General features: G+C 60.7%; 22 protein-coding genes. 10 read left to right on the forward strand and 12 right to left on the reverse strand.

The window, feature by feature from the left end; translation table 11 throughout:
- Window positions 1-98: 98 nt before the first annotated feature.
- Window positions 99-644, reverse strand: a complete 546-nt coding sequence (locus GPL81_RS00925; protein WP_160104839.1) for a twin-arginine translocation pathway signal protein — start codon at window positions 642-644, stop codon at window positions 99-101.
- A 28-nt stretch (window positions 645-672) separates the two neighbouring features.
- Window positions 673-2,103 carry a coniferyl aldehyde dehydrogenase gene (locus GPL81_RS00930; protein ID WP_160104840.1) on the reverse strand — a complete coding sequence of 477 codons (1,431 nt, stop codon included), beginning with the start codon at window positions 2,101-2,103 and terminating at the stop codon, window positions 673-675.
- A 146-nt stretch (window positions 2,104-2,249) separates the two neighbouring features.
- Here GPL81_RS00930 and GPL81_RS00935 point away from each other — a divergent pair, with 146 nt between their 5' ends.
- Both GPL81_RS00935 and GPL81_RS00940 read left to right on the forward strand, forming a co-directional pair.
- Entirely contained in the window at window positions 2,250-2,921 is a 672-nt protein-coding gene (locus tag GPL81_RS00935) for a TetR/AcrR family transcriptional regulator (RefSeq protein WP_160104841.1), read from the forward strand.
- Between the two features lie 28 nt (window positions 2,922-2,949).
- Window positions 2,950-3,804, forward strand: coding sequence for a sulfurtransferase (locus GPL81_RS00940; RefSeq protein ID WP_160104842.1), 855 nt, complete (start codon window positions 2,950-2,952; stop codon window positions 3,802-3,804).
- Between the two features lie 105 nt (window positions 3,805-3,909).
- Here GPL81_RS00940 and GPL81_RS00945 read toward each other — a convergent pair whose 3' ends face one another.
- The 5 genes from GPL81_RS00945 to GPL81_RS00965 form a co-directional block, all read right to left on the reverse strand.
- Entirely contained in the window at window positions 3,910-4,755 is an 846-nt protein-coding gene (locus GPL81_RS00945; RefSeq protein WP_160104843.1) for an AraC family transcriptional regulator, read from the reverse strand.
- A gap of 3 nt (window positions 4,756-4,758) precedes the next feature.
- Window positions 4,759-5,757: a hydrolase gene (locus tag GPL81_RS00950; protein WP_160104844.1), complete on the reverse strand. Its 999-nt coding sequence runs from the start codon at window positions 5,755-5,757 to the stop codon at window positions 4,759-4,761.
- Between the two features lie 63 nt (window positions 5,758-5,820).
- A complete protein-coding gene (gene rsmD, locus GPL81_RS00955; protein WP_160104845.1) occupies window positions 5,821-6,429 on the reverse strand; it encodes a 16S rRNA (guanine(966)-N(2))-methyltransferase RsmD in 609 nt (202 codons plus the stop codon).
- Entirely contained in the window at window positions 6,429-7,919 is a 1,491-nt protein-coding gene (locus tag GPL81_RS00960) for a M16 family metallopeptidase (protein WP_160104846.1), read from the reverse strand. Before GPL81_RS00960 ends, rsmD begins: the two co-directional genes overlap by 1 nt.
- Complete coding sequence (locus tag GPL81_RS00965; RefSeq protein WP_160104847.1) at window positions 7,912-9,267, reverse strand: M16 family metallopeptidase; 1,356 nt, start codon at window positions 9,265-9,267, stop codon at window positions 7,912-7,914. Before GPL81_RS00965 ends, GPL81_RS00960 begins: the two co-directional genes overlap by 8 nt.
- A 343-nt stretch (window positions 9,268-9,610) precedes the next feature.
- On the opposite strand from GPL81_RS00965, the gene ftsY reads away from it, so the two are divergent.
- The 4 genes from ftsY (at window position 9,611) to rpoH (ending at window position 13,792) form a co-directional block, all read left to right on the forward strand.
- On the forward strand, window positions 9,611-11,137 hold the full coding sequence (gene ftsY, locus GPL81_RS00970; protein WP_160104848.1) for a signal recognition particle-docking protein FtsY: 1,527 nt from the start codon (window positions 9,611-9,613) through the stop codon (window positions 11,135-11,137).
- Window positions 11,134-11,805, forward strand: a complete 672-nt coding sequence (gene ftsE, locus GPL81_RS00975; RefSeq protein ID WP_077046069.1) for a cell division ATP-binding protein FtsE — start codon at window positions 11,134-11,136, stop codon at window positions 11,803-11,805. The genes ftsY and ftsE overlap by 4 nt, the downstream gene beginning before the upstream one ends.
- Window positions 11,802-12,824, forward strand: a complete 1,023-nt coding sequence (gene ftsX, locus GPL81_RS00980; protein WP_160104849.1) for a permease-like cell division protein FtsX — start codon at window positions 11,802-11,804, stop codon at window positions 12,822-12,824. Before ftsE ends, ftsX begins: the two co-directional genes overlap by 4 nt.
- Before the next feature lie 113 nt (window positions 12,825-12,937).
- Entirely contained in the window at window positions 12,938-13,792 is an 855-nt protein-coding gene (gene rpoH / locus GPL81_RS00985) for an RNA polymerase sigma factor RpoH (protein ID WP_047534555.1), read from the forward strand.
- Between the two features lie 189 nt (window positions 13,793-13,981).
- On the opposite strand, the gene mtgA is transcribed toward rpoH, so the two are convergent.
- Window positions 13,982-14,704: a monofunctional biosynthetic peptidoglycan transglycosylase gene (mtgA, locus tag GPL81_RS00990; protein ID WP_160104850.1), complete on the reverse strand. Its 723-nt coding sequence runs from the start codon at window positions 14,702-14,704 to the stop codon at window positions 13,982-13,984.
- Between the two features lie 74 nt (window positions 14,705-14,778).
- Between mtgA and GPL81_RS00995 the strand changes: the two genes are divergently transcribed.
- The 4 genes from GPL81_RS00995 to trmB all read left to right on the forward strand — a co-directional run bounded on the left by GPL81_RS00995 (window position 14,779) and on the right by trmB (window position 17,021).
- The gene (locus GPL81_RS00995) at window positions 14,779-15,159 is read left to right on the forward strand and encodes a DUF423 domain-containing protein (RefSeq protein ID WP_160104851.1); all 381 of its coding nucleotides are present in this window, start codon (window positions 14,779-14,781) and stop codon (window positions 15,157-15,159) included.
- 71 nt (window positions 15,160-15,230) lie between these two features.
- Window positions 15,231-15,431, forward strand: a complete 201-nt coding sequence (thiS, locus tag GPL81_RS01000; protein WP_007953386.1) for a sulfur carrier protein ThiS — start codon at window positions 15,231-15,233, stop codon at window positions 15,429-15,431.
- 60 nt (window positions 15,432-15,491) lie between these two features.
- A complete protein-coding gene (locus tag GPL81_RS01005; protein WP_096514398.1) occupies window positions 15,492-16,286 on the forward strand; it encodes a thiazole synthase in 795 nt (264 codons plus the stop codon).
- Window positions 16,287-16,295: 9 nt separating this feature from the next.
- Window positions 16,296-17,021, forward strand: coding sequence for a tRNA (guanosine(46)-N7)-methyltransferase TrmB (gene trmB / locus GPL81_RS01010; RefSeq protein WP_160104852.1), 726 nt, complete (start codon window positions 16,296-16,298; stop codon window positions 17,019-17,021).
- Window positions 17,022-17,137: 116 nt separating this feature from the next.
- Here trmB and GPL81_RS01015 read toward each other — a convergent pair whose 3' ends face one another.
- From GPL81_RS01015 to GPL81_RS01030, 4 genes are read right to left on the reverse strand one after another with little or no spacing between them, the layout of a single operon-like run.
- The gene (locus GPL81_RS01015; RefSeq protein ID WP_096514400.1) at window positions 17,138-17,461 is read right to left on the reverse strand and encodes a DUF3392 domain-containing protein; all 324 of its coding nucleotides are present in this window, start codon (window positions 17,459-17,461) and stop codon (window positions 17,138-17,140) included.
- Between the two features lie 22 nt (window positions 17,462-17,483).
- Window positions 17,484-18,683 carry a radical SAM family heme chaperone HemW gene (gene hemW, locus GPL81_RS01020; RefSeq protein ID WP_160104853.1) on the reverse strand — a complete coding sequence of 400 codons (1,200 nt, stop codon included), beginning with the start codon at window positions 18,681-18,683 and terminating at the stop codon, window positions 17,484-17,486.
- On the reverse strand, window positions 18,680-19,276 hold the full coding sequence (gene rdgB, locus GPL81_RS01025) for an RdgB/HAM1 family non-canonical purine NTP pyrophosphatase (RefSeq protein WP_033043028.1): 597 nt from the start codon (window positions 19,274-19,276) through the stop codon (window positions 18,680-18,682). The genes hemW and rdgB overlap by 4 nt, the downstream gene beginning before the upstream one ends.
- Entirely contained in the window at window positions 19,273-19,707 is a 435-nt protein-coding gene (locus GPL81_RS01030; RefSeq protein WP_160104854.1) for a DUF4426 domain-containing protein, read from the reverse strand. The genes rdgB and GPL81_RS01030 overlap by 4 nt, the downstream gene beginning before the upstream one ends.
- Window positions 19,708-19,728: the final 21 nt, after the last annotated feature.

Genomic DNA, 19,728 nt, shown 5'->3' on the forward strand with positions numbered 1-19,728 from the left:
GCAAGCCTGGCTCCCACAGGGTTTGAGTCGTTCACAAAAGGGTGGGCCACCTCAAACCTGTGGGAGCTAGGCTTGCCCGCGATGGGCGCGACGCGGTCTCAAACAGTCGGAGGCCCGGGATACCCGCAATGCGCCCATGATTCCTTGCGCCCATACCAGGCCATCATCACCAGTTGCAACAAGGAGCTGTGGCCCATGCGCAGCAGGCTCAGCGAGCTGTTCTGCCAACGAGCGAGAAAATGCCGGATCTCGTCGCCGCCGGCATTTTCCCAGCTGCCCCAGATGCCGGTGAGCGGTCCACGGGTCACGGCCATGCCCAGCACATCGAACAATTGGCGGGTCAGCTTGAGCATTTCCGGCGACAAGTGGTCGAGGCTGTAATCCAGGCTTTTCAAGGTGCCTTCGACCGCACCGGGCATGTGCTCAACGGCCACGGCACCGTCGAGCATCACCGGGATCAGCGCTCGCAGAAACAGCAGGTCGCCACTGCGCAGCGCCGCAAAACCGCTGGCCACAATGCTCGATGAACAGCCGCTGAGACTGGCCCCCAATCCGGCGGTGGCGAGAAAGGCGCTGGCGCCCAGGCTGAACTTGAGCAGGCCGCGCCGTGACAGCGCGGGAGAATCGCAAAGGCTTGGGCTCATTATTGTTATTACCCGATGGTATTGAGCGTTAGCGGATGAACAGCTTCTGGATCAGTTTCTGGATGGATTTGCCATACGGCGGGTAGATCAGTTTCGCCGCGTTGAAGCGTTGTTTGATCAGCACCCCCTTGGCCTTGCTGAACGTCAGGAAGCCTTCGTGGCCGTGGTAATGGCCCATGCCCGAGGGACCGATGCCGCCGAATGGCATGTCATCCTGGGCAACGTGCAGCAGCGTGTCGTTGAGGCATACACCACCGGAATGGGTTTCATGCAGCACGCGGTTCTGCTCGCGCTTGTCATAGCCGAAGTAATACAGCGCCAGTGGGCGAGGGCGCTGGTTGATGTAGGTAAATGCTTGATCCAGCTCCTTGTAGGGCACGATCGGCAGCAGCGGGCCGAAGATTTCGTCCTGCATCACCGTCATGTCGTCGCTGACGTTGAGCAGCAGGCTATGCCCCATGCGACGTCCCTGACCCTGTTCGAACAGCGGGACCAGCAATGCGCCTTTACTGGTGGCGTCGCTGATATAGCCGTTGAGTCGGGCCAGTTGTCGGTCATTGATGATGGCGGTGTAGTCCGGGTTGTCAGCCAGTGTCGGATAAAAGCCGCGTACCGCCTGGCGATAAGCCTCGACGAACGAACCGACACGGTCTTCCGGCACCAGCACATAGTCCGGGGCCACGCAGGTTTGCCCGGCGTTGAGGGTCTTGCCGAAGGCGATGCGTTCGGCGGCATCCTTGAGCGGCACATCACGGGAAACGATAGCCGGGGACTTGCCGCCCAGTTCCAGGGTGACTGGGGTAAGGTTCTCCGCCGCCGCGCGCATCACGTGTTTGCCGATGCTGGTGGCACCTGTGAACAGCAAATGATCGAAACGCAGCCGGGAAAACGCCACGCCGATATCGGCCTCGCCCAGCACCACGCAAACCAGGTCTTCGGGAAAGATTCGCCCCAGCAATTGCTTGAGCAACAAGCCGGTGGAAGGGGTCGATTCGCTGAGCTTGAGCATCACCCGATTGCCCGCCGACAACGCACCGACCAGTGGCCCCATGGCCAGGTACAACGGGTAGTTCCACGGCACGATCACCCCGACCACGCCCAGCGGCTGGTAAACCACTTTGGCCGAGGCAGGCTGGAAGGCCACGCCGACCTTGCGCCGCGAAGGACGCATCCAGTTTTTGAGGTGTCGACTGGCGTAATGGATGCCGTGCAGGCTGGGCATCAACTCGGCGAGCAGGGTTTCATCGGCGCTGCGGTGGCTGAAATCCTGGCTGATCGCGTCGATCAGGGCCTGACGTTCGCTATTCAATAAATCACGCAACGCCTTGAGCCATTGTTGGCGCTGTGCGGCAGGCGGCATGGGGTTGGCGGCGTAGGCGGCGCGCTGCGCGTCAAACAGGGCCTGGAGTTCTTCCAGAGGAAGCTGCAGATCTTTGAGGTAGGAAATTTCGGCAGTCATGGTCGGCTCCGGATTTATTGTAATAAGGCACTTTCTAGAGTCTATACTCTATAAAGTCAAATGACATCCAGGCGCAGCTTTGTTTTATCCCTGTCCGGATAGGTCGTAAGATGCCCGTCAACGCACTCTGAATTTAAGCTCAAGCCATGGCCCCAAGGATAAAAACCAGCGAGCGCATCGTGCAGAACAGCCTTGAACTGTTCAATCAGCAGGGCGAGCGCAGCATCAGCACCAACCACATTGCTGCCCACATGGAAATTTCCCCGGGCAACCTGTACTACCACTTCCCCAATAAGCAGGCGATCATCGCCGTGCTGTTCAGCGAGTACGAAAGCCTGGTAGACAGCTTTCTGCGTCCGCCCCAGGGCCGGGCGGCGACAGTGGAAGACAAGCGCTTCTACCTCAAGGAGTTGCTCTCGGCGATGTGGCGTTACCGGTTTTTGCATCGCGACCTCGAGCACTTGCTCGACAGCGATCCGGACCTGGCCGGGCGCTATCGACGTTTTTCCCAGCGATGCCTGATCCAGGGCACGCACATCTACGAAGGCTTCGTCGACGCCGGCATCCTGAAGATGAATCGGGTGCAGATCGAGTCCCTGACCCTCAATGCCTGGATCATCCTCACGTCCTGGGTGCGTTTTTTGTGCACCACGCGGGAAAACTCCAGCCACCTCAGCGAGCAGGCGATCAAGCGCGGTGTTTATCAGGTGCTGGTGCTGGAAGCCGGGTTTGTCACCGATCAGGCGCGCGAGGCGGTCGACGCGTTGTTCGAGGAGTTTTACGTGCCGCTGGCCCAGGCACTGGAAGAAGTACAGTAGGTTCGAAACCTAATCAAAGGAGCCTGTTATGCCCATTGCGCAACTGATCAGCCCGCAAGCGTTGGACCTGAAAAAGGAGCAGCCAGGGCTGGTGATTCTGGATTGTCGTTTTGCCTTGGAAGACCCGGATTATGGTCAGCGCAGCTATGCGCAAGGTCACATCGCCGGGTCGGGTTTTGCCGATCTTGAGCGTGATCTCAGCGGCAAAGTGGTCAAGGGGGTGACCGGGCGTCATCCATTGCCCGAGCCGGCCGACCTGATCGAGCGTTTGCAGGCCTGGGGCATCGACAACGACAGCGAAGTGGTTTTGTACGATGACGGTCCGGGCGCCTACGCGGCGCGGGCCTGGTGGTTGCTGGCCTGGTTGGGCAAGCGTGACGGGGTGTTCATCCTCGATGGCGGGCTCAAGGCCTGGCACGCGGCGGGTTTGCCCTTGAGTCTTGACGCACCAGCGAACAATCGCGGCAGCTTTACCGGAACGCCTGACGCTTCACTGTTGCTCAGTGCCGAAGAATTGCACAAACGCCTCGACAAGCCCGAGTTGACCCTGCTCGACGCCCGCGCCTTGCCGCGTTTCAAGGGTGAAATGGAGCCGATCGACCCGATTGCCGGACACATTCCCGGCGCGCAATGCGCTGCGTTCACCGACAACCTGGGCGCCGATGGGCGTTTCCTGCCGGGCGATCAACTCAAGCAGCGATTCGCCGCGAAACTGGGTGACCGTTCGCCGAATGATCTGGTGGCGTATTGCGGGTCCGGAGTGACAGCGTGCCATAACCTGTTTGCCCTGTGCCTGGCCGGTTATCCACTGGGTGCGTTGTATGCCGGGTCGTGGAGCGAGTGGATCAATGATCCTGGGCGCGGAATCGCCACCGGCGTCTGATCACCGCAATCCCCTTGTAGGAGTGAGCCTGCTCGCGATGGCGGAGTGCCAGTCGACTGAGATGTTGACTGACACACCGCCATCGCGAGCAGGCTCGCTCCTACATTAGAGACGTGCCGTGATTAATTGCCGGGCACTGCGATACGCCCCCGGCCCCACCCCATATACCTGCTTGAACTGCCGACTCAGATGGCTCTGGTCGGCAAACCCCAGCTGCGTGGCAACTTCCAGTGGCAAGCATCCTCCCTGCAACAACGCCCGTGCCCGGGCAATGCGCTGTTGCATCAGCCAGGTGTGCGGCGGCATGCCGGTGGCGCGGCGAAATACCCGGGCGAAGTGAAAGGGCGACAGATTCACCGCTGCCGCCAATTCTTCCAGCGAAGGCGGTGCCGCCAGCTGCGCGTACAGCAGCTCCTTGGCCAGCGTCACCGCCCGGTGTTCCTTGCCCGGCTTGCCGGCATCCGCAACGGCCGCATGACGCTGCAACAATGACAGCATCAGCTCGCGCCAGGCCGTCTGCTGTTGCAGGGCCGTGGATGGGCTTTCCAACAAGCGATGCAATTGGCAGAAACCGTTGACCAGGTCCGGGTCGCGGTACAGCGTGGCGCCAAACACCGGGAGGTTGTGGGTCGGCAGTTCGAGTTCGGCGAGCAACGACAGAATCTGGCGGCTGTCCGGATAAAACGCCCGATACAACCAACCGTCTTCCGTACCCTTGTGACCGGTGTGCAGTTCGTCCGGATTGATCAGCACCAGCGTGCCGCTGCCCGCCAGGTGCTCGGCACCGCGATAGCGGTAACGCTGGGCACCGGCCATGATCATGCCGATCACGTAGCCGTCATGCACGTGGGGCGCGAAACGGTGTTCGATGTAGCGCGCCGACAATAATTCGACCCCGGCCAATGGCGCCGTTTGCCAGAAATGGATCGATTCGCCCTGATCGGTCCCCATGACTTACTCGCGCCTCACTGTGGCCAGCCACTGGGGTATGCGCCGTTCCAGGTAGTAACCCGGCTGCCGGACCGAGCCGTCGACAAACCCGACATGCCCACCCCTGGCCTGTAATTCGAATTGCGTGCAGGCGGACAACTCATCGGTTTGCGGCAGGCTGTGGGGAAAGACAAAGGGATCGTCGGCTGCCTGAATAATCAGGGTCGGCGTATGAATTTCCCCGAGGAAATAGCGACTCGACGCGCGACGATAGTAATCCTCTGCATCGACGAAGCCGTTCAGTGGCGCGGTCACCCGGCCATCGAAATCCCAGAACGTGCGCAGGTTTTCCAGCGAGCCCAGCGCTGCCAGTGCCGCCAGGCCATCCTCGCGCCCGTCATGCTGGAATTGGCGTTGCTTGTTCTTGATGTAGGCCAGCATCTCGCGCATGAAATGCGCCTGATAGACCTTCGAGAAACCCTGGCCGATCCGGTCGGCGCACTGATCCAGGCGAAACGGTACCGATACCGCCACTGCGCCGAGCACGCCGCTGTCATGGCCGCTCTCGCCCAGATGCTTGAGCAGGACATTACCCCCCAGGGAATAACCGACCGCGTACAACGGCGCGAGAGGCCGTTTGGCCCGCAGGTGCTGGATGGTTTCGGCCAGGTCTTCGCTGGCGCCGGAATGGTAGCTGCGCGGCAATAGATTGGGCTCGCCGGAGCAGCCGCGCCAGTTCAGCGCAACGCTGGCCCAGCCCCGGTCACCCAATGCTTTTTGCATCCCGGCCACGTAAGGCGAATTCGACGAACCGGTCAGCCCGTGCAGCACCAGCACCAAGGGCGCATCTGCGCTGTGCGGGCCATGCCAGTCGAGGTCGAGGAAATCACCATCCTCCAGCCACAAACGTTCACGTTCGCGCTGGATATGAGTCGTTTTGCGCCACAGCGGTCCCCACAAGGTTTGCAAGTGCGGGTTGCCAAGGCCGAAGGCGGGGGTGAAGCGTTCTGACGGATGGGACACGATTGTTCTCGAAGCCGCAGCACACGCCTGGTTAGAGGCGTGCGCTTTGTTCAGGCCGGTCGATCAGCCGGCGATCTCTGCCATACGTTGCCACAACGAATAATAGACCCGCCCGGACTTTTGCTCCCGGTGCAAGCGCCAGTTGCCCGGCAGGCCGAGTGTCGACGGTGCGGATTCGCTCTCGGTGTACACCCAGGCATCCTCGGCCAGCCACTGGCGTTCTTCGAGCAACTTGCACACGGCGGGCAGCAGGTTCTGGTTGAACGGCGGGTCGAGGAACACCAGGTCATAGGCCGTTGCTGTTTGGGTTTCCAGGTAGCGCAGGGCATCGGCGGTCTGGACCTGGCCAGTGGTGCAACGCAGCGTGCCCAGGTGCTCCTTGAGGCTGGACACCGCAAGGCTGCTGGCGTCCAGCGCCTGGCCCATGGCTGCGCCGCGGGACAAGGCTTCCAGAAACAGCGCGCCGCTGCCGGTGAACGGGTCGAGCACCTTGGCACCTGGAACGTACGGCGCGAGCCAGTTGAACAGGGTTTCACGCACCCGGTCCGGCGTCGGGCGCAGGCCCGGGGCATCGGGGAAGCTCAGCTTGCGGCTGCGCCATTCGCCACCGATGATGCGCAACTGGTTGACGCCGTTGTGCACGGGCTTTTTGGATTTCGATTGAGTGGCCATTAATGCTCCGGAACCCCGAGCGGTTGCTCGGCAGGTTTATCAGTAGGGGCCGGTAACGGCTTTTGCGGCACAGTCGGGCCAGCGCTGACGATGACCATTTTATCCGTGCTCAGGTGTTTGTTCAGTGCGGCCCTGACTTGCTCCACGGTCAGGTCCTGGGACTGTTGCATGAAGTCTTCCAGATGACTCAACGGCAGGTTGTAGAAGCCGATCGCACCCAGTTGGCCGACGATGTCGGCATTGCTGGCGGTAGACAACGGAAAGCTGCCGGCCAGTTCGCGCTTGGCGTCGTCGAGTTCTTTTTCGGTCGGGCCGGTCTTGAGGTAGTCGGCGAGGACGTCCTGCACCAGCTTCAGGGTGCCTTCGCTCATTTCGGCGCGGGTCTGCAGGTTGATCATGAACGGGCCGCGCGCCTGCATCGGCGTGAAGCCCGAATACACACCATAAGCCAGGCCACGCTTCTCGCGCACTTCGCTCATCAGTCGCGTGCCGAAACCGCCACCGCCGAGGATCTGGTTGCCCATGGACAGTGCCGCGTAATCCGGGTCATCCCGATCGATGCCCAGTTGCGCGAGCATCAGGTTGGTCTGTTTGGACGGGAATTCGATGTGGCCGATGCTGGCCTTGGGCTCGGCCGGTTGCGGGATTTTCGGCAGCGCCGGGCCTTTGGGCAGGGCAATGGATACCTGTGCGGCAATGGCTTCGGCCTCGGCGCGAGACAAGTCGCCGACCAGCGCAATGATCACATTACCCGCCGCATAGGCTTTTTCGTGGAACCCGCGCAGCTGCGCCAGAGTGACGGCGGGAACGGTTTTCGCCGTGCCGTCGCTGGCATGGGCGTACGGATGATCGCCATACAAGCGGTTCATCAACTCAAGGCTGGCCAGCTTGCCGGGGTTCTGTTTCTGGTATTCGAAGCCGGCGAGCATCTGGTTTTTGATGCGGGTAAAGGAGTCGGCGGGGAAGGTCGGTTTGCCGACGACTTCGGCGAACAGCTTCAAGGCCGGTTCACGCTTGTCCACGGCGCTGAGGCTGCGCAGCGACGCGACGGCCATGTCTTTGTAGGCGCCGTTACCGAAATCGGCGCCCAGGCCTTCGAAGCCTTGGGCAATGGCGCTGACATCTTTGCCGGCCACGCCTTCGTTCAGCATGGCGTTGGTCAGCAATGCCAGGCCAGGGGCGTCGCCATCCTGGCTGCTGCCGGCGGCAAAGATCAGGCGCATGTCGAACATGGGCAGCTCGCGGGCTTCGACGAACAGCACCTTGGCGCCTTCGGCGGTGTTCCAGGTTTGCACGTCGAGTTTGCGGTGGCTCGGTGACTTGCCGTTGAGTTCTGTCAACGATTGCAGCTTCTGGCTGGCCTTGGCCTTGTCCAGTGCTTCGCTGGCATTGGACTCGCCGGTCCTGGAAAAATAGAAGGCGGCAGACCCGATCAGGGCCACAGCGAGCAGGCTGACCAGGGCCAGCCGAGGTTTCTTGGATTCACTCATGAGTCGTCTCCTCCGGCAGTACATGGGCGACGCTGAGACGTTCGCGGGTGAAATACAGCTTGGCGGCTTTCTGGATATCTTCCGGTGTCACGCTTTCCAGCTCGGCGAGCTCGGTGTCCATCAACTTCCAGGACAAGCCGACCGTCTCCAGTTGGCCAATCGCGGTGGCCTGGCTGGTGATCGAGTCGCGCTCGTAAACCAGCCCGGCGATGACCTGCGCGCGCACGCGTTCCAGTTCTTCAGCGGACGGCGCGGTGGTTTTCAGTTGTTCGAGCAGTTTCCACAAACCGGCTTCGGCCTGGGCGATGGTCTTTTTCTTCTGGCTGTTGGGCGTGGCCGACAGGGAGAACAGGCTGTCGCCCCGGGTGTAGGCGTCATAACTCGACGAACCGCCGGACACCAGTTCTTCGCCACGCTCCAGTTGAGTCGGGATGCGCGCGCTGTAGCCACCGTCGAGCAGAGCGGAAATCAGGCGCAAGGCATTCACCGAGCGTTTGTCTTCGGTCGTGGCGATGCTCGGCACGTTGAACGCCAGCATCAGGCTGGGCAATTGGGTCTTCACGTGCAGGGTGATCTGCCGCTCGCCGGGCTCGGCCAGTTCCAGCGGAATCTTCGCCGGCGGCACGTCGCGCCTGGCGATCGGCCCGAAGTAACGCTGGGCCAGGGTTTTGACTTCGTCCGGGGTCACGTCACCGACCACCACCAGCGTGGCGTTGTTCGGCACGTACCAGGACTGATACCAGTGGCGCAGCTCTTCGACCTTCATGCGGTCCAGATCCGCCATCCAGCCGATGGTGGGCGTGTGGTAGCCGCTGGCCGGGTAAGCCATGGCCTTGAAACGCTCGTAGGCCTTGGACATCGGCTTGTCGTCGGTACGCAGCCGACGTTCTTCCTTGATGACTTCGATCTCGCGGGCGAACTCGTCGGCCGGCAGGCGCAGGCTGGCCATGCGGTCGGCTTCAAGCTCGAAGGCCACGCCCAGGCGGTCGCGGGCCAGTACCTGGTAATAGGCGGTGAAATCGTCGCTGGTGAAAGCGTTTTCTTCGGCGCCAAGGTCGCGCAGGATCAGCGAGGCTTCGCCAGGGCCGACTTTCTCGCTGCCCTTGAACATCATGTGTTCCAGGGCGTGGGACAGACCGGTCTGCCCAGGGGTTTCGTAGCTGGAGCCGACCTTGTACCAGACCTGGGAAACCACCACCGGAGCGCGATGATCTTCGCGCACGACGACCTTCAAACCATTGTCGAGGGTAAATTCGTGGGTGGGTTGTGGATCTGCAGCCAAGGCTGAGAGGGGCAGACAAACTGTGCTGAGCAGCAGGCCTGCGGCGCGGCGGGCTAGAGCATTCATTCGTTTTTAAACCTGTTGGGCTGCCCGCTTGGTCTTAGCCTAGGCGGGCGAGGAGGTGCTAGGATACTGATCCGTTTTACTGGCGGCCACGCCTATCAGGCCTTTGTGTTTGATCAGGTTGTATGGGTTTTCGGCAGAAGACTGGGTTTTGTCAACTAAACTCTGCTTTTTCACCGATTTTGCCGCTTTAGTCCTTCGTGAAATCGTTTCCGTGAGGTGCCGTTCGCACCTCGACAAAATGTTGCGCGTGAACAAGCTGCGTCAATCGCAGTCTGTTCTGCATCGAATATTTATTTGCCGGGGCGCCCGTTGGCGCGTCGCTACCGTGAGATAGCCGTCCCCCATGTTTGGTTCCAACGACGACAAGAAGACCCCAGCTGCGGCTGGCGAGAAAAAAAGCCTGTTCGGATGGCTGCGCAAAAAGCCGCAGGAACCCGCCGTCGAACAGCCACAACCACTTTCCGAGCCAACACCTGCGCCGGTACCGGTAATAGACGCCGAGCCTGCGCCGGCAGTATTGCCGATCGCCGACCCGGTGCTGCAACCGGTGGTGGAAGTCGAACCTGAAATCGTGGCCGAACAGCCTCTGCCTCCAGTCGCCAAGCCGTGGCTGACCTTGCCTGTGGCGGAAGAGCCGGTGGCACTGGTCGTGGACGACTTGGCGCCGCACGTTACACCGCCGATTCCAGCACCACCCGTGTTTTCACCTGAGCCGGTTCAAGCGCCGGTGGTTGAACCGGTTGTGGCGCCCGTGGTTGTCGCCGAGCCTGTGCCCGTTGCGCCCGTTGCGCCCGTTGCGCCTGTTGCTCCAGAACCTGTGATTCCTGCATTCGTTGCTCCGGCCGCACCGGTTGTTCAAGCACCGGCACCGATTGTCGCTGCGCCTATTGTTGTTCCCGCAGAAACCCCGGTCGAGCCACCACGCACCGAAGAAACCAAAGCCGGGTTCTTCGCCCGCCTCAAGCAAGGCCTGTCCAAGACCAGCGCCAGCATCGGCGAAGGCATGGCCAGCCTGTTCCTGGGCAAGAAGGCCATCGATGACGAGTTGCTCGATGATCTCGAAACCCGTCTGCTGACCGCTGACGTCGGTGTGGAAGCCACTTCGGTGATCATCCAGCGCCTGACCCAGAAGGTCGCGCGTAAAGAGCTGGCCGATTCCGATGCGCTGTACAAATCCTTGCAGGGCGAGCTGTCGGCAATGCTCAAGCCCGTCGAGCAACCGCTGAAAATCACCTCGCAGAACAAGCCGTTCGTGATTCTCGTCGTCGGTGTCAACGGTGCCGGCAAGACCACCACCATCGGCAAGCTGGCGAAGAAGCTGCAGCTGGAAGGCAAGAAAGTCATGCTTGCTGCTGGCGATACTTTCCGTGCCGCGGCGGTCGAGCAATTGCAGGTCTGGGGCGAGCGCAACAAGATTCCGGTCATCGCCCAGCACACCGGCGCCGATTCCGCTTCGGTGATTTTCGACGCCGTGCAGGCCGCCAAGGCCCGTGGCATTGATGTGTTGATCGCCGACACCGCCGGTCGCCTGCACACCAAAGACAACCTGATGGAAGAGCTGAAGAAGGTTCGCCGGGTAATCGGCAAGCTCGACGCCGACGCGCCTCACGAAGTGCTGCTGGTACTCGACGCCGGCACCGGCCAGAACGCCATCAACCAGGCCAAGCAATTCAACCAGACCGTCGCATTGACCGGCTTGGCGCTGACCAAGCTCGATGGCACCGCCAAGGGCGGGGTGATTTTTGCCCTGGCCAAGCAGTTTGGCCTGCCGATTCGTTATATCGGCGTCGGTGAAGGCATCGACGATTTGCGCACCTTTGAAGCTGAACCCTTTGTCCAGGCACTGTTTGCCGAGCGGGAGCGTTCATGATTCGTTTCGAACAGGTCGGTAAACGCTACCCGAACGGTCACGTCGGCTTGCATGAGCTGAGCTTTCGAGTCCGTCGGGGCGAGTTTTTGTTTGTCACCGGCCATTCCGGCGCTGGTAAAAGCACCTTGTTGCGGTTGTTGCTGGCCATGGAGCGTCCGACCAGCGGCAAGCTGCTGCTGGCCGGGCAGGATCTGAGCACCATCAGCAATGCGCAGATTCCGTTTCTGCGCCGACAGATCGGCGTAGTGTTCCAGAACCACCAATTGTTGTTCGATCGCACCGTATTCAATAACGTCGCGTTGCCGTTGCAGATACTGGGCCTGTCCAAGGCCGAAGTCGCCAAGCGCGTGGATTCGGCTCTGGAGCGCGTGGCGCTGTCGGACAAGACCGATTTGTATCCCGGCGATTTGTCCACCGGTCAGCAACAGCGCGTCGGCATCGCCCGTGCCATCGTTCACCGCCCGGCCCTGCTGCTGGCGGACGAACCGACCGGTAACCTCGACCCACGCCTGGCGGCGGAAATCATGGGTGTGTTCGAAGACATCAACCGTCTGGGCACCAGCGTGCTGATCGCCAGTCACGACCTGGCCCTGATCGCGCGCATGCGTCACCGCATGCTGACCTTGCAGCGCGGTCGATTGATCGGCGACGGGGAGGCCGGCGTATGAGTGCAACACGTAGTCCCAAGGTTTCCGAGCGTGTGGCGCCGAAAGCCGCCGACCCGCAGCCGCAGAAGAAAAAACACGACGATGACGATGGGCCGGACTTTGCCACGTTGTTTCGTGCGTGGATCGAAAGTCATCGCGCCAGTCTGCTGGACAGTCTGCGTCGTCTGGGCAAGCAACCCATCGGCAGCTTTTTCACCTGCCTGGTGATGGCGGTGGCCCTGAGTTTGCCTATGGGGCTGTCACTTTTGCTAAGTAACGTGGAACGTCTGGGCGGTTCGTGGCAACGCGCGGCGCAGATTTCCCTGTACCTGCAACTCGAAGCCAGTCCGGCTGATGGCGAGGCGCTGCGCGAGCAAATCAAGGGCATGCCCGGCGTGGCCGATGCCGAGTACGTCGGTCGGGACCAGGCGCTGGAAGAGTTCCAGCAACAATCCGGTCTGGGCGAGGCGCTCAAGGAGTTGCCGGAGAATCCGCTGCCGGGCGTGGTGTTGGTGACGCCAAATGAAGTCGACAAGCCCGCGCTTGAAGCATTAAGACAAAAACTTTCCGAGTTGCCGAAGGTACAACAGGCGCAGCTTGATCTAGTCTGGGTCGAGCGTCTGGCAGCGATCCTCAAGCTGGGTGACCGTTTTGTCTTCGGTCTGACCGTGCTTCTGGTTTCTGCATTACTTTTGGTGATAGGCAATACCATTCGTCTTCATATTGAAAACCGCCGCACAGAGATAGAAGTGATTAAACTCGTCGGCGGCACTGACAGTTATGTGCGCAGGCCCTTCCTTTATATGGGCGCGCTTTATGGCTTTGGTGCGGGGATTTTTTCCTGGGGCGTGTTGGCGTTCGGCCTGAACTGGCTGAACGACGCGGTGGTCGGGCTGGCCGGTTTGTACGGTAGCGATTTTGCGCTGGCCGGTGTGCCGGTAGCCGACGGTCTGTCTCTCTTGCTTGGCGCGGTGCTGTTGGGGTATATCGGTGCTTGGATTGCAGTCGCTCGCCACCTGAGGGAGCTTGCGCCAAAGTAATATCATTTTGCTCGTATTGACCTTTCAGCGTTTTTGGGAACTTGTTCTTCGGTTTCCGGTCAATTTCGGCAGTGCTTAACTGCACGAGTTATGTAAGTCGGAGGTTTTTTCGTATGACCAATTCTTTGCAGCCTGCATATGCTCTGGTCCCGGGTGCGAACCTGGAGGCCTATGTGCACACGGTGAACAGCATTCCTTTGCTGACGCCGGAGCAGGAGCGTGAACTGGCCGAGAGTCTCTATTATGAGCAGGATCTTGAGGCGGCTCGGCAGATGGTGCTCGCCCACCTGCGTTTTGTCGTACATATTGCTCGTAGCTATTCCGGCTACGGGTTGGCTCAGGCTGACCTGATCCAGGAAGGTAACGTTGGCCTGATGAAGGCTGTGAAACGCTTCAACCCGGAAATGGGTGTACGCCTGGTGTCCTTTGCTGTGCACTGGATCAAGGCTGAAATCCACGAATTCATCCTGCGTAATTGGCGGATCGTGAAAGTCGCGACCACCAAGGCCCAGCGCAAGTTGTTCTTCAACCTGCGCAGCCAGAAGAAGCGTCTGGCCTGGTTGAACAACGAGGAAGTCCATCGCGTGGCGGAAAGCCTTGGCGTAGAGCCGCGGGAAGTACGCGAGATGGAAAGCCGCCTGACCGGCCACGACATGGCTTTCGATCCGGCGGCAGAAGCTGACGACGACAGTGCTTTCCAGTCGCCGGCCAACTACCTGGAAGACCACCGGTACGACCCGGCCCGTCAACTGGAAGATGCCGACTGGAGCGACAACTCCAACCACAACCTGCACGAAGCGCTGGAAGTGCTGGACGACCGCAGCCGTGACATCCTCTACCAGCGCTGGCTGGCGGAAGAAAAAGCCACGCTGCACGACCTGGCGCAGAAGTACAACGTGTCGGCCGAGCGTATTCGCCAGCTTGAAAAGAGCGCGATGAACAAGCTCAAGTTGTCGATCGCCGCATAACCTGGGCAACGGCAATAAAAAACGCCCCGATCATTGATCGGGGCGTTTTTGTTTGTGTCCACTGTTTTGCATCACACCGAAACCTGTAGGAGCAAGGCTTGCCCGCGATGGCGGAGTGTCAGTCGATGGTGATAGTGACCGATACTCCGCCATCGCGGGCAAGCCTTGCTCCTACATAGGGCGTGCGTGTTATTGAGACCATGGCGCCCGGCGAGAATCATTGAGTTCCACCAGATAACTGTCACCACCGAGCTGACTCATCTGCCGCCGAATCCAGCCTGCACGCCGCGCCACGTAAGAAGTCGGATGGCTGGCGCTCCATACTCGCGGGTTCGGCAATACAGCGGCCAGCAGGCTGGATTGCTGGCGACTGAGACCCTTTGCACTCACGCCGAAGTGATGCCTGGCCGCCGCTTCGGCACCAAACACCCCGTCATCCCATTCGGCACTGTTGAGATACACCTCAAGAATCCGCTGCTTGGGCCAGAGCACTTCGATCAATCCCGTAAACCAGGCTTCCAGGCCTTTGCGCAGCCAGCTGCGACCGGACCACAGAAACAGGTTCTTCGAGACTTGCTGGCTCAGGGTGCTGGCGCCGCGAATCGTACCGCCGAGTTCGTTGTGGGCCAGGGCAGCCTGAATGGCGCCGAAGTCGAAACCCCAGTGCTCCGGGAATTTTTGATCTTCGCCCGCAATCACCGCGACTTTCAGGTCGTCGGAGATGTCCTCCCACGGCGTCCAGGTGCGTTGCAGGTCGATGGGCTCGCCGTCGAACCAGGATTCGATCTTGCGCTCGACCATCAGCGCCGTCCCCGGTGGTGGCACCACGCGGAAAATCAGCACCAGCAATACGCTGCCGCCCATGAACCAGAGCACGGCCTTCGTGAAACGACGGAAATATAAACGCAGCATAGAGATGGCTTGGCCGAACCTGTTGAGCGAGCCATTATACAGACCCTGTTGATCGAGTCTGACTGGAGTTCTTCATGCTGCGTGGCTTTCTGATGCTGGCCGCTTTTTTCGGCTTCACCGGAGTCGGGCTTGGGGCCTTTGCGGCCCATGGCCTGAAAAACCGCTTGAGTGCCGAGTATCTGGCGATCTTCCACACCGGCGTCACCTATCAACTGGTGCATACCCTCGCGCTGCTGGGCGTGGCGCTGCTGGCCACACAGATTCCGGGTCGACTCGTCACTTGGGCCGGCGCCTCCTTTGCCATCGGCATCCTGCTGTTCTCCGGTAGCCTGTACCTGCTCACACTGACCGGTGTCAGCAAGCTCGGCATCGTCACCCCGTTCGGCGGCCTGGCCTTCCTCGCGGGCTGGCTCTGCCTGGGCCTCGCCGCCTGGCGTTTGCCATTGACCGCTTGACGCTTATTGCTGACCTTTAGGTCACGATCGGGCTAGAATGCCAGCCCCAAAAAATGATGGCGGCATCCGGCATGCGCATTCAGTTGAACGGCGAATCCTTTGAACTGCCCGACGGTGAAACCGTTGCGGCCCTGCTGACCCGTCTGGACCTGACCGGGCGCCGTGTGGCAGTCGAACTCAATCTGGATATCGTCCCGCGCAGTCAGCATGCCGATACCACACTCAATGACGGCGATAACGTCGAAGTGGTGCACGCCATCGGCGGCGGCTAGTCGCCTCGGCCGAGTGGCCACAGAATTCTGCAAGAACCTCACCCCTACAGAGGATTTCCCATGAGCATCGTTCGTAGCGACAAGCCCTTCGTCCTGGCCGGTCGTACTTACCAGTCGCGTTTGCTGGTCGGTACCGGCAAATACCGTGACATGGAAGAAACCCGCCTGGCCATCGAAGCCTCGGGTGCCGAGATTGTCACGTTTGCCGTGCGCCGCACCAACCTCGGCCAGAACCAGGGCGAACCGAACCTGCTGGATTTCCTCTCGCCGGATCGCTACACCTTCCTGCCGAACACCGCCGGTTGCTACGACGCCGTTGAAGCCGTGCGCACCTGCCGCCTGGCCCGTGAGCTGCTCGACGGCCACAATCTGGTGAAGCTGGAAGTGCTGGCGGATCAGAAAACCCTGTTCCCCAACGTGATCGAAACCCTCAAGGCCGCCGAATCGCTGGTCAAGGAAGGCTTCGACGTGATGGTCTACACCAGCGATGACCCGATCATCGCCCGGCAACTGGCGGAAATCGGCTGCATTGCGGTGATGCCGCTGGCCGGATTGATCGGCTCGGGCCTGGGGATCTGCAACCCGTACAACCTGCAGATCATCCTCGAAGAAGCGAAAATCCCGGTGCTGGTGGATGCCGGTGTCGGTACCGCTTCCGATGCCACCATTTCCATGGAGCTGGGCTGTGACGCGGTGCTGATGAACTCGGCCATCGCCCACGCCCAGCAGCCGATCATGATGGCCGAAGCCATGAAGCACGCCATCGTTGCCGGTCGCCTGGCCTACCTCGCCGGCCGCATGCCGAAAAAACTCTATGCCAGCGCCTCTTCGCCGCTGGATGGTCTGATCAAGTAAGAGCCATTGATGACTGAATCGAAAGACACGCCAATCCAGACGGAAGAAGGCGACGAGCGCCAACACCGCCGCATCAAGAGTTTCGTGATGCGCGCCGGGCGCATGACCGAAGGCCAGCAACGTGGCCTGGAGCAGGGCGCACCGCTGTTCGTGCTGCCCCTGGCCGATGCACCGGTGGACTTCGACCAAGTGTTTGGTCGCTCGGCCCCGCGCTCGCTGGAAATCGGTTTCGGCATGGGCCATTCGCTGCTGGAAATGGCGGCGGCCTCGCCGGAGCAGGATTTCATCGGCGTGGAAGTGCACCGTCCGGGTGTCGGTGCGTTGCTCAATGGCGTGCTGACCCAGGGCCTGACCAACCTGCGGGTCTACGATTGCGATGCGATCGAAGTGCTCAACCGCTGCATCGCCGATAACAGCCTCGATCGCCTGATGCTGTTTTTCCCGGACCCTTGGCACAAGAGCCGTCACCACAAGCGCCGGATCGTTCAGGCCTCTTTCGCTGAACTGGTGCGCAGCAAGTTGAAGGTCGGCGGCATTCTGCACATGGCCACCGACTGGGAACCGTACGCCGAATACATGCTGGAAGTGATGAACGTTGCGCCGGGTTATCGCAATCTGGCCGAAGACGGCAAGTGCGTTCCACGCCCGGCCGAGCGCCCGATCACCAAGTTCGAACGCCGTGGCGAACGGCTTGGGCATGGCGTGTGGGACTTGAAGTTCGAAAAGCTGGCATAAAACCTGTGGGAGCAAAGCTTGCTCGCGATGAGGCCACAACATTCAACATTTATGCTGACTGTCAGGCTGCAATCGCGAGCAAGCTTTGCTCCCACAGTTTTTTTGTGTAGTTGGAATCAGCGGCGGTCTGCGACGACGCCGATCAGCACCAGCACCACCAACAACACTGGCGCCAGGCTGTAGTTGTTGAACTGGCTCAAGCCGCGCACGATCCACGGCGTGGCATAGATCAGCGCAGCGCCGCTGCCGATCAGGCACAGCAGGGCCATCAGTGGGACGCGCAAGGCGCCGGCGATGCTGCCCAGGCGTTGCTCGACCCAGCCTTTGAAATCCGCACCGAACAGCACCAGCAGACAACCCACCAAAGCCAGGGCGATTTCCGAGAGGTTACTGCGGCTCCAGCGAGACACGGTGGCGAGCAGGTCGAGTATCAAATCCATTCGTTTTCCCTTAGGGCTGAATTCAGCTCAGAAATTTCTGCAGCAAGTCGTTGAGGAACAGTTGTCCGCGCTCGGTGGCCGCCAGACGTGACGGTTCGACCTGTAGCAGGCCACTTTGTTCGGCTTCGCGGCGGCTTTCGGCCAGGCTTTCCAGGGGTAATCCAGTGCGCTCGGTATACAGTCGCGACTGGACACCCGCGGTCAGGCGCAGGGCGTTCATCAGGAACTCGAACGGCATTTCTTCATTGGTCAGCGCTTTCTCGCCGGCCTGAAAGCGTTTTGCCGGGTTCAGGTAGTCCTTCGGCAGACGGGTTTTCCAGGTGCGGATGATGCGTCCGTCCGGATGGCTGAGCTTGCCGTGGGCGCCGGCCCCGATGCCGATGAAGTCGCCGAAACTCCAGTAGTTGAGGTTATGTCGTGCCGGACGACCGGGCTGGGCGTAGGCCGAAACTTCATACTGGGCGTAACCGTGTTCAGCCAGCAGCGCCTGGCCAGCCTCCTGAATGTCCCATAGCGTGTCGTCTTCCGGCAGCGTCGGTGGCTGGTTCCAGAACACCGTATTCGGCTCCAGGGTCAGCTGATACCAGGACAGATGGGTCGGCTTCAAGGCGATGGCCTGGCGCAGGTCGCTCAATGCGTCGTCCAGCGACTGATCGGGCAAACCGTGCATCAAGTCCAGGTTGAAGTTATCGAACCCGGCCTGACGCGCCATTCCAGCCGCTCGCACCGCTTCGTCGCCGTTGTGGATCCGCCCCAGCGCCTGGAGCTTTTCCTGCTGGAAGCTCTGGATACCGATCGACAGGCGATTGATGCCCAGTGCCCGGTACGCCACGAATTTCTCTTGCTCGAACGTTCCCGGATTGGCTTCCAGGGTGATTTCGATGTCGCTGGCAAACGGGATGCGTTGTTCGACGCCCTTGAGCAAGCGGCCCAATGCCTGGGCGCTGAACAGGCTCGGCGTACCGCCACCGAAGAAGATCGAACTCAGCTCGCGGCCATAGACGGCGTGCAAATCCTGATCAAGGTCTGCCAGCAGCGCATCCACATACTCTTCTTCCGGCAGCACCGGGCTGGCGGTGTGGGAGTTGAAGTCGCAATAAGGGCATTTGCGTACACACCACGGAATGTGGATGTACAGCGCCAGGGGCGGCAGCACAGGCAAGGCCGCCCGAGGCGTTTGCGCGCCGCCGAAGATCAGTGGCGCGGATGATTCAATGGTCATTTCAAGCCCAGACGCTGGCGCAGCAGATCCATTGCACGGGCGCGGTGACTGATCTGGTTCTTGTCGCCGGGGCTTAGCTCGGCACTGGAGCAATCGCGCTCAGGCACCCAGAACAACGGGTCGTAGCCGAAACCGTGTTCGCCGCTGGCCTGGGTCAGGATGCGCCCGTGCCACAGGCCTTCGCAGAGAATCGGCAGCGGGTCGTCGGCATGCCGAACCAGCGCCAGCACGCAAACGAACTGCGCGCCGCGTTCGGCTTCTGGCACGTCCTTCAACACGTCGAGCAGTTTGGCGTTGTTCGCCGCATCGCCCTTGCCGTCGGCATAGCGCGCCGAGTAGATGCCCGGCGCACCGCCAAGGAAATCCACTGCCAGCCCGGAATCGTCGGCCAGTGCCGGCAAACCGGAAATGCGCGCGGCATTGCGGGCCTTTAGGATGGCGTTCTCGACGAACGACAGACCGGTTTCTTCGGGCTCCACGCTGCTGAACTCGCCGATCGAGCGCAGTTGCACCGACTCGCCGAGCATGGCCTGGAGTTCCTTGAGTTTGCCGGCGTTATGGCTGGCCAGTACGAGTTGCGTGAAGTTGATCATTCGCCGGGAAAGAGCTCTTGGTTGAAGTTGATGGTGTTGATTTTGTCACCGGTCTGCACCTTGATGTCGAAGGTGCGGGTTTCCTGCTGATCCACCGGGTATTGGGCGATGTAGTAGATCGCGCCCTGTTCGGTGATCTGGCGGAAGTTCAGGTTCACGCTCTGGCTGGTCAGGTCCTTGATCGTGCCGCTGACCTGAGCCATCTGCGGTTTGCCATCCTTGATCACCGAAATGTTGATCACGCCCTGGTTCTTGCTGCGGGTGAGCTCCGCGGCCTTGGCGATGTCCGGTGTCAGGAACGTGGAGTTGAAAGTGTTGTAGTGCACCGTCGTGTCGCCAAAGACTTCCTTGCGTTCACCTTTGATCGCATCAGCGGCCATGACCGTGACGCTCAGGCAGGCGGTGAGTAGAAACAGTGCTAGACGACCCATGATCGTTCTCCTCCAGATAAG

It is taken from the genome of Pseudomonas izuensis (genome assembly GCF_009861505.1).
In the GTDB taxonomy this organism is placed as follows: Bacteria; Pseudomonadota; Gammaproteobacteria; order Pseudomonadales; family Pseudomonadaceae; genus Aquipseudomonas; species Aquipseudomonas izuensis.

Coding starts and splice junctions, on each gene's coding strand:
- GPL81_RS00995 (WP_160104851.1), top strand. CDS start 14,779: ATGCTGCGTGGCTTTCTGATGCTGGCCGCTTTTTTCGGCTTCACCGGA.
- rpoH (WP_047534555.1), top strand. CDS start 12,938: ATGACCAATTCTTTGCAGCCTGCATATGCTCTGGTCCCGGGTGCGAAC.
- rsmD (WP_160104845.1), bottom strand. CDS start 6,429: ATGGCCACTCAATCGAAATCCAAAAAGCCCGTGCACAACGGCGTCAAC.
- GPL81_RS00935 (WP_160104841.1), top strand. CDS start 2,250: ATGGCCCCAAGGATAAAAACCAGCGAGCGCATCGTGCAGAACAGCCTT.
- GPL81_RS00930 (WP_160104840.1), bottom strand. CDS start 2,103: ATGACTGCCGAAATTTCCTACCTCAAAGATCTGCAGCTTCCTCTGGAA.
- ftsE (WP_077046069.1), top strand. CDS start 11,134: ATGATTCGTTTCGAACAGGTCGGTAAACGCTACCCGAACGGTCACGTC.
- GPL81_RS01015 (WP_096514400.1), bottom strand. CDS start 17,461: ATGGATTTGATACTCGACCTGCTCGCCACCGTGTCTCGCTGGAGCCGC.
- GPL81_RS00925 (WP_160104839.1), bottom strand. CDS start 644: ATGAGCCCAAGCCTTTGCGATTCTCCCGCGCTGTCACGGCGCGGCCTG.
- trmB (WP_160104852.1), top strand. CDS start 16,296: ATGACTGAATCGAAAGACACGCCAATCCAGACGGAAGAAGGCGACGAG.
- GPL81_RS00965 (WP_160104847.1), bottom strand. CDS start 9,267: ATGAATGCTCTAGCCCGCCGCGCCGCAGGCCTGCTGCTCAGCACAGTT.
- GPL81_RS00960 (WP_160104846.1), bottom strand. CDS start 7,919: ATGAGTGAATCCAAGAAACCTCGGCTGGCCCTGGTCAGCCTGCTCGCT.
- GPL81_RS00940 (WP_160104842.1), top strand. CDS start 2,950: ATGCCCATTGCGCAACTGATCAGCCCGCAAGCGTTGGACCTGAAAAAG.
- GPL81_RS01005 (WP_096514398.1), top strand. CDS start 15,492: ATGAGCATCGTTCGTAGCGACAAGCCCTTCGTCCTGGCCGGTCGTACT.
- ftsX (WP_160104849.1), top strand. CDS start 11,802: ATGAGTGCAACACGTAGTCCCAAGGTTTCCGAGCGTGTGGCGCCGAAA.
- ftsY (WP_160104848.1), top strand. CDS start 9,611: ATGTTTGGTTCCAACGACGACAAGAAGACCCCAGCTGCGGCTGGCGAG.
- rdgB (WP_033043028.1), bottom strand. CDS start 19,276: ATGATCAACTTCACGCAACTCGTACTGGCCAGCCATAACGCCGGCAAA.
- thiS (WP_007953386.1), top strand. CDS start 15,231: ATGCGCATTCAGTTGAACGGCGAATCCTTTGAACTGCCCGACGGTGAA.
- mtgA (WP_160104850.1), bottom strand. CDS start 14,704: ATGCTGCGTTTATATTTCCGTCGTTTCACGAAGGCCGTGCTCTGGTTC.
- GPL81_RS01030 (WP_160104854.1), bottom strand. CDS start 19,707: ATGGGTCGTCTAGCACTGTTTCTACTCACCGCCTGCCTGAGCGTCACG.
- GPL81_RS00945 (WP_160104843.1), bottom strand. CDS start 4,755: ATGGGGACCGATCAGGGCGAATCGATCCATTTCTGGCAAACGGCGCCA.
- hemW (WP_160104853.1), bottom strand. CDS start 18,683: ATGACCATTGAATCATCCGCGCCACTGATCTTCGGCGGCGCGCAAACG.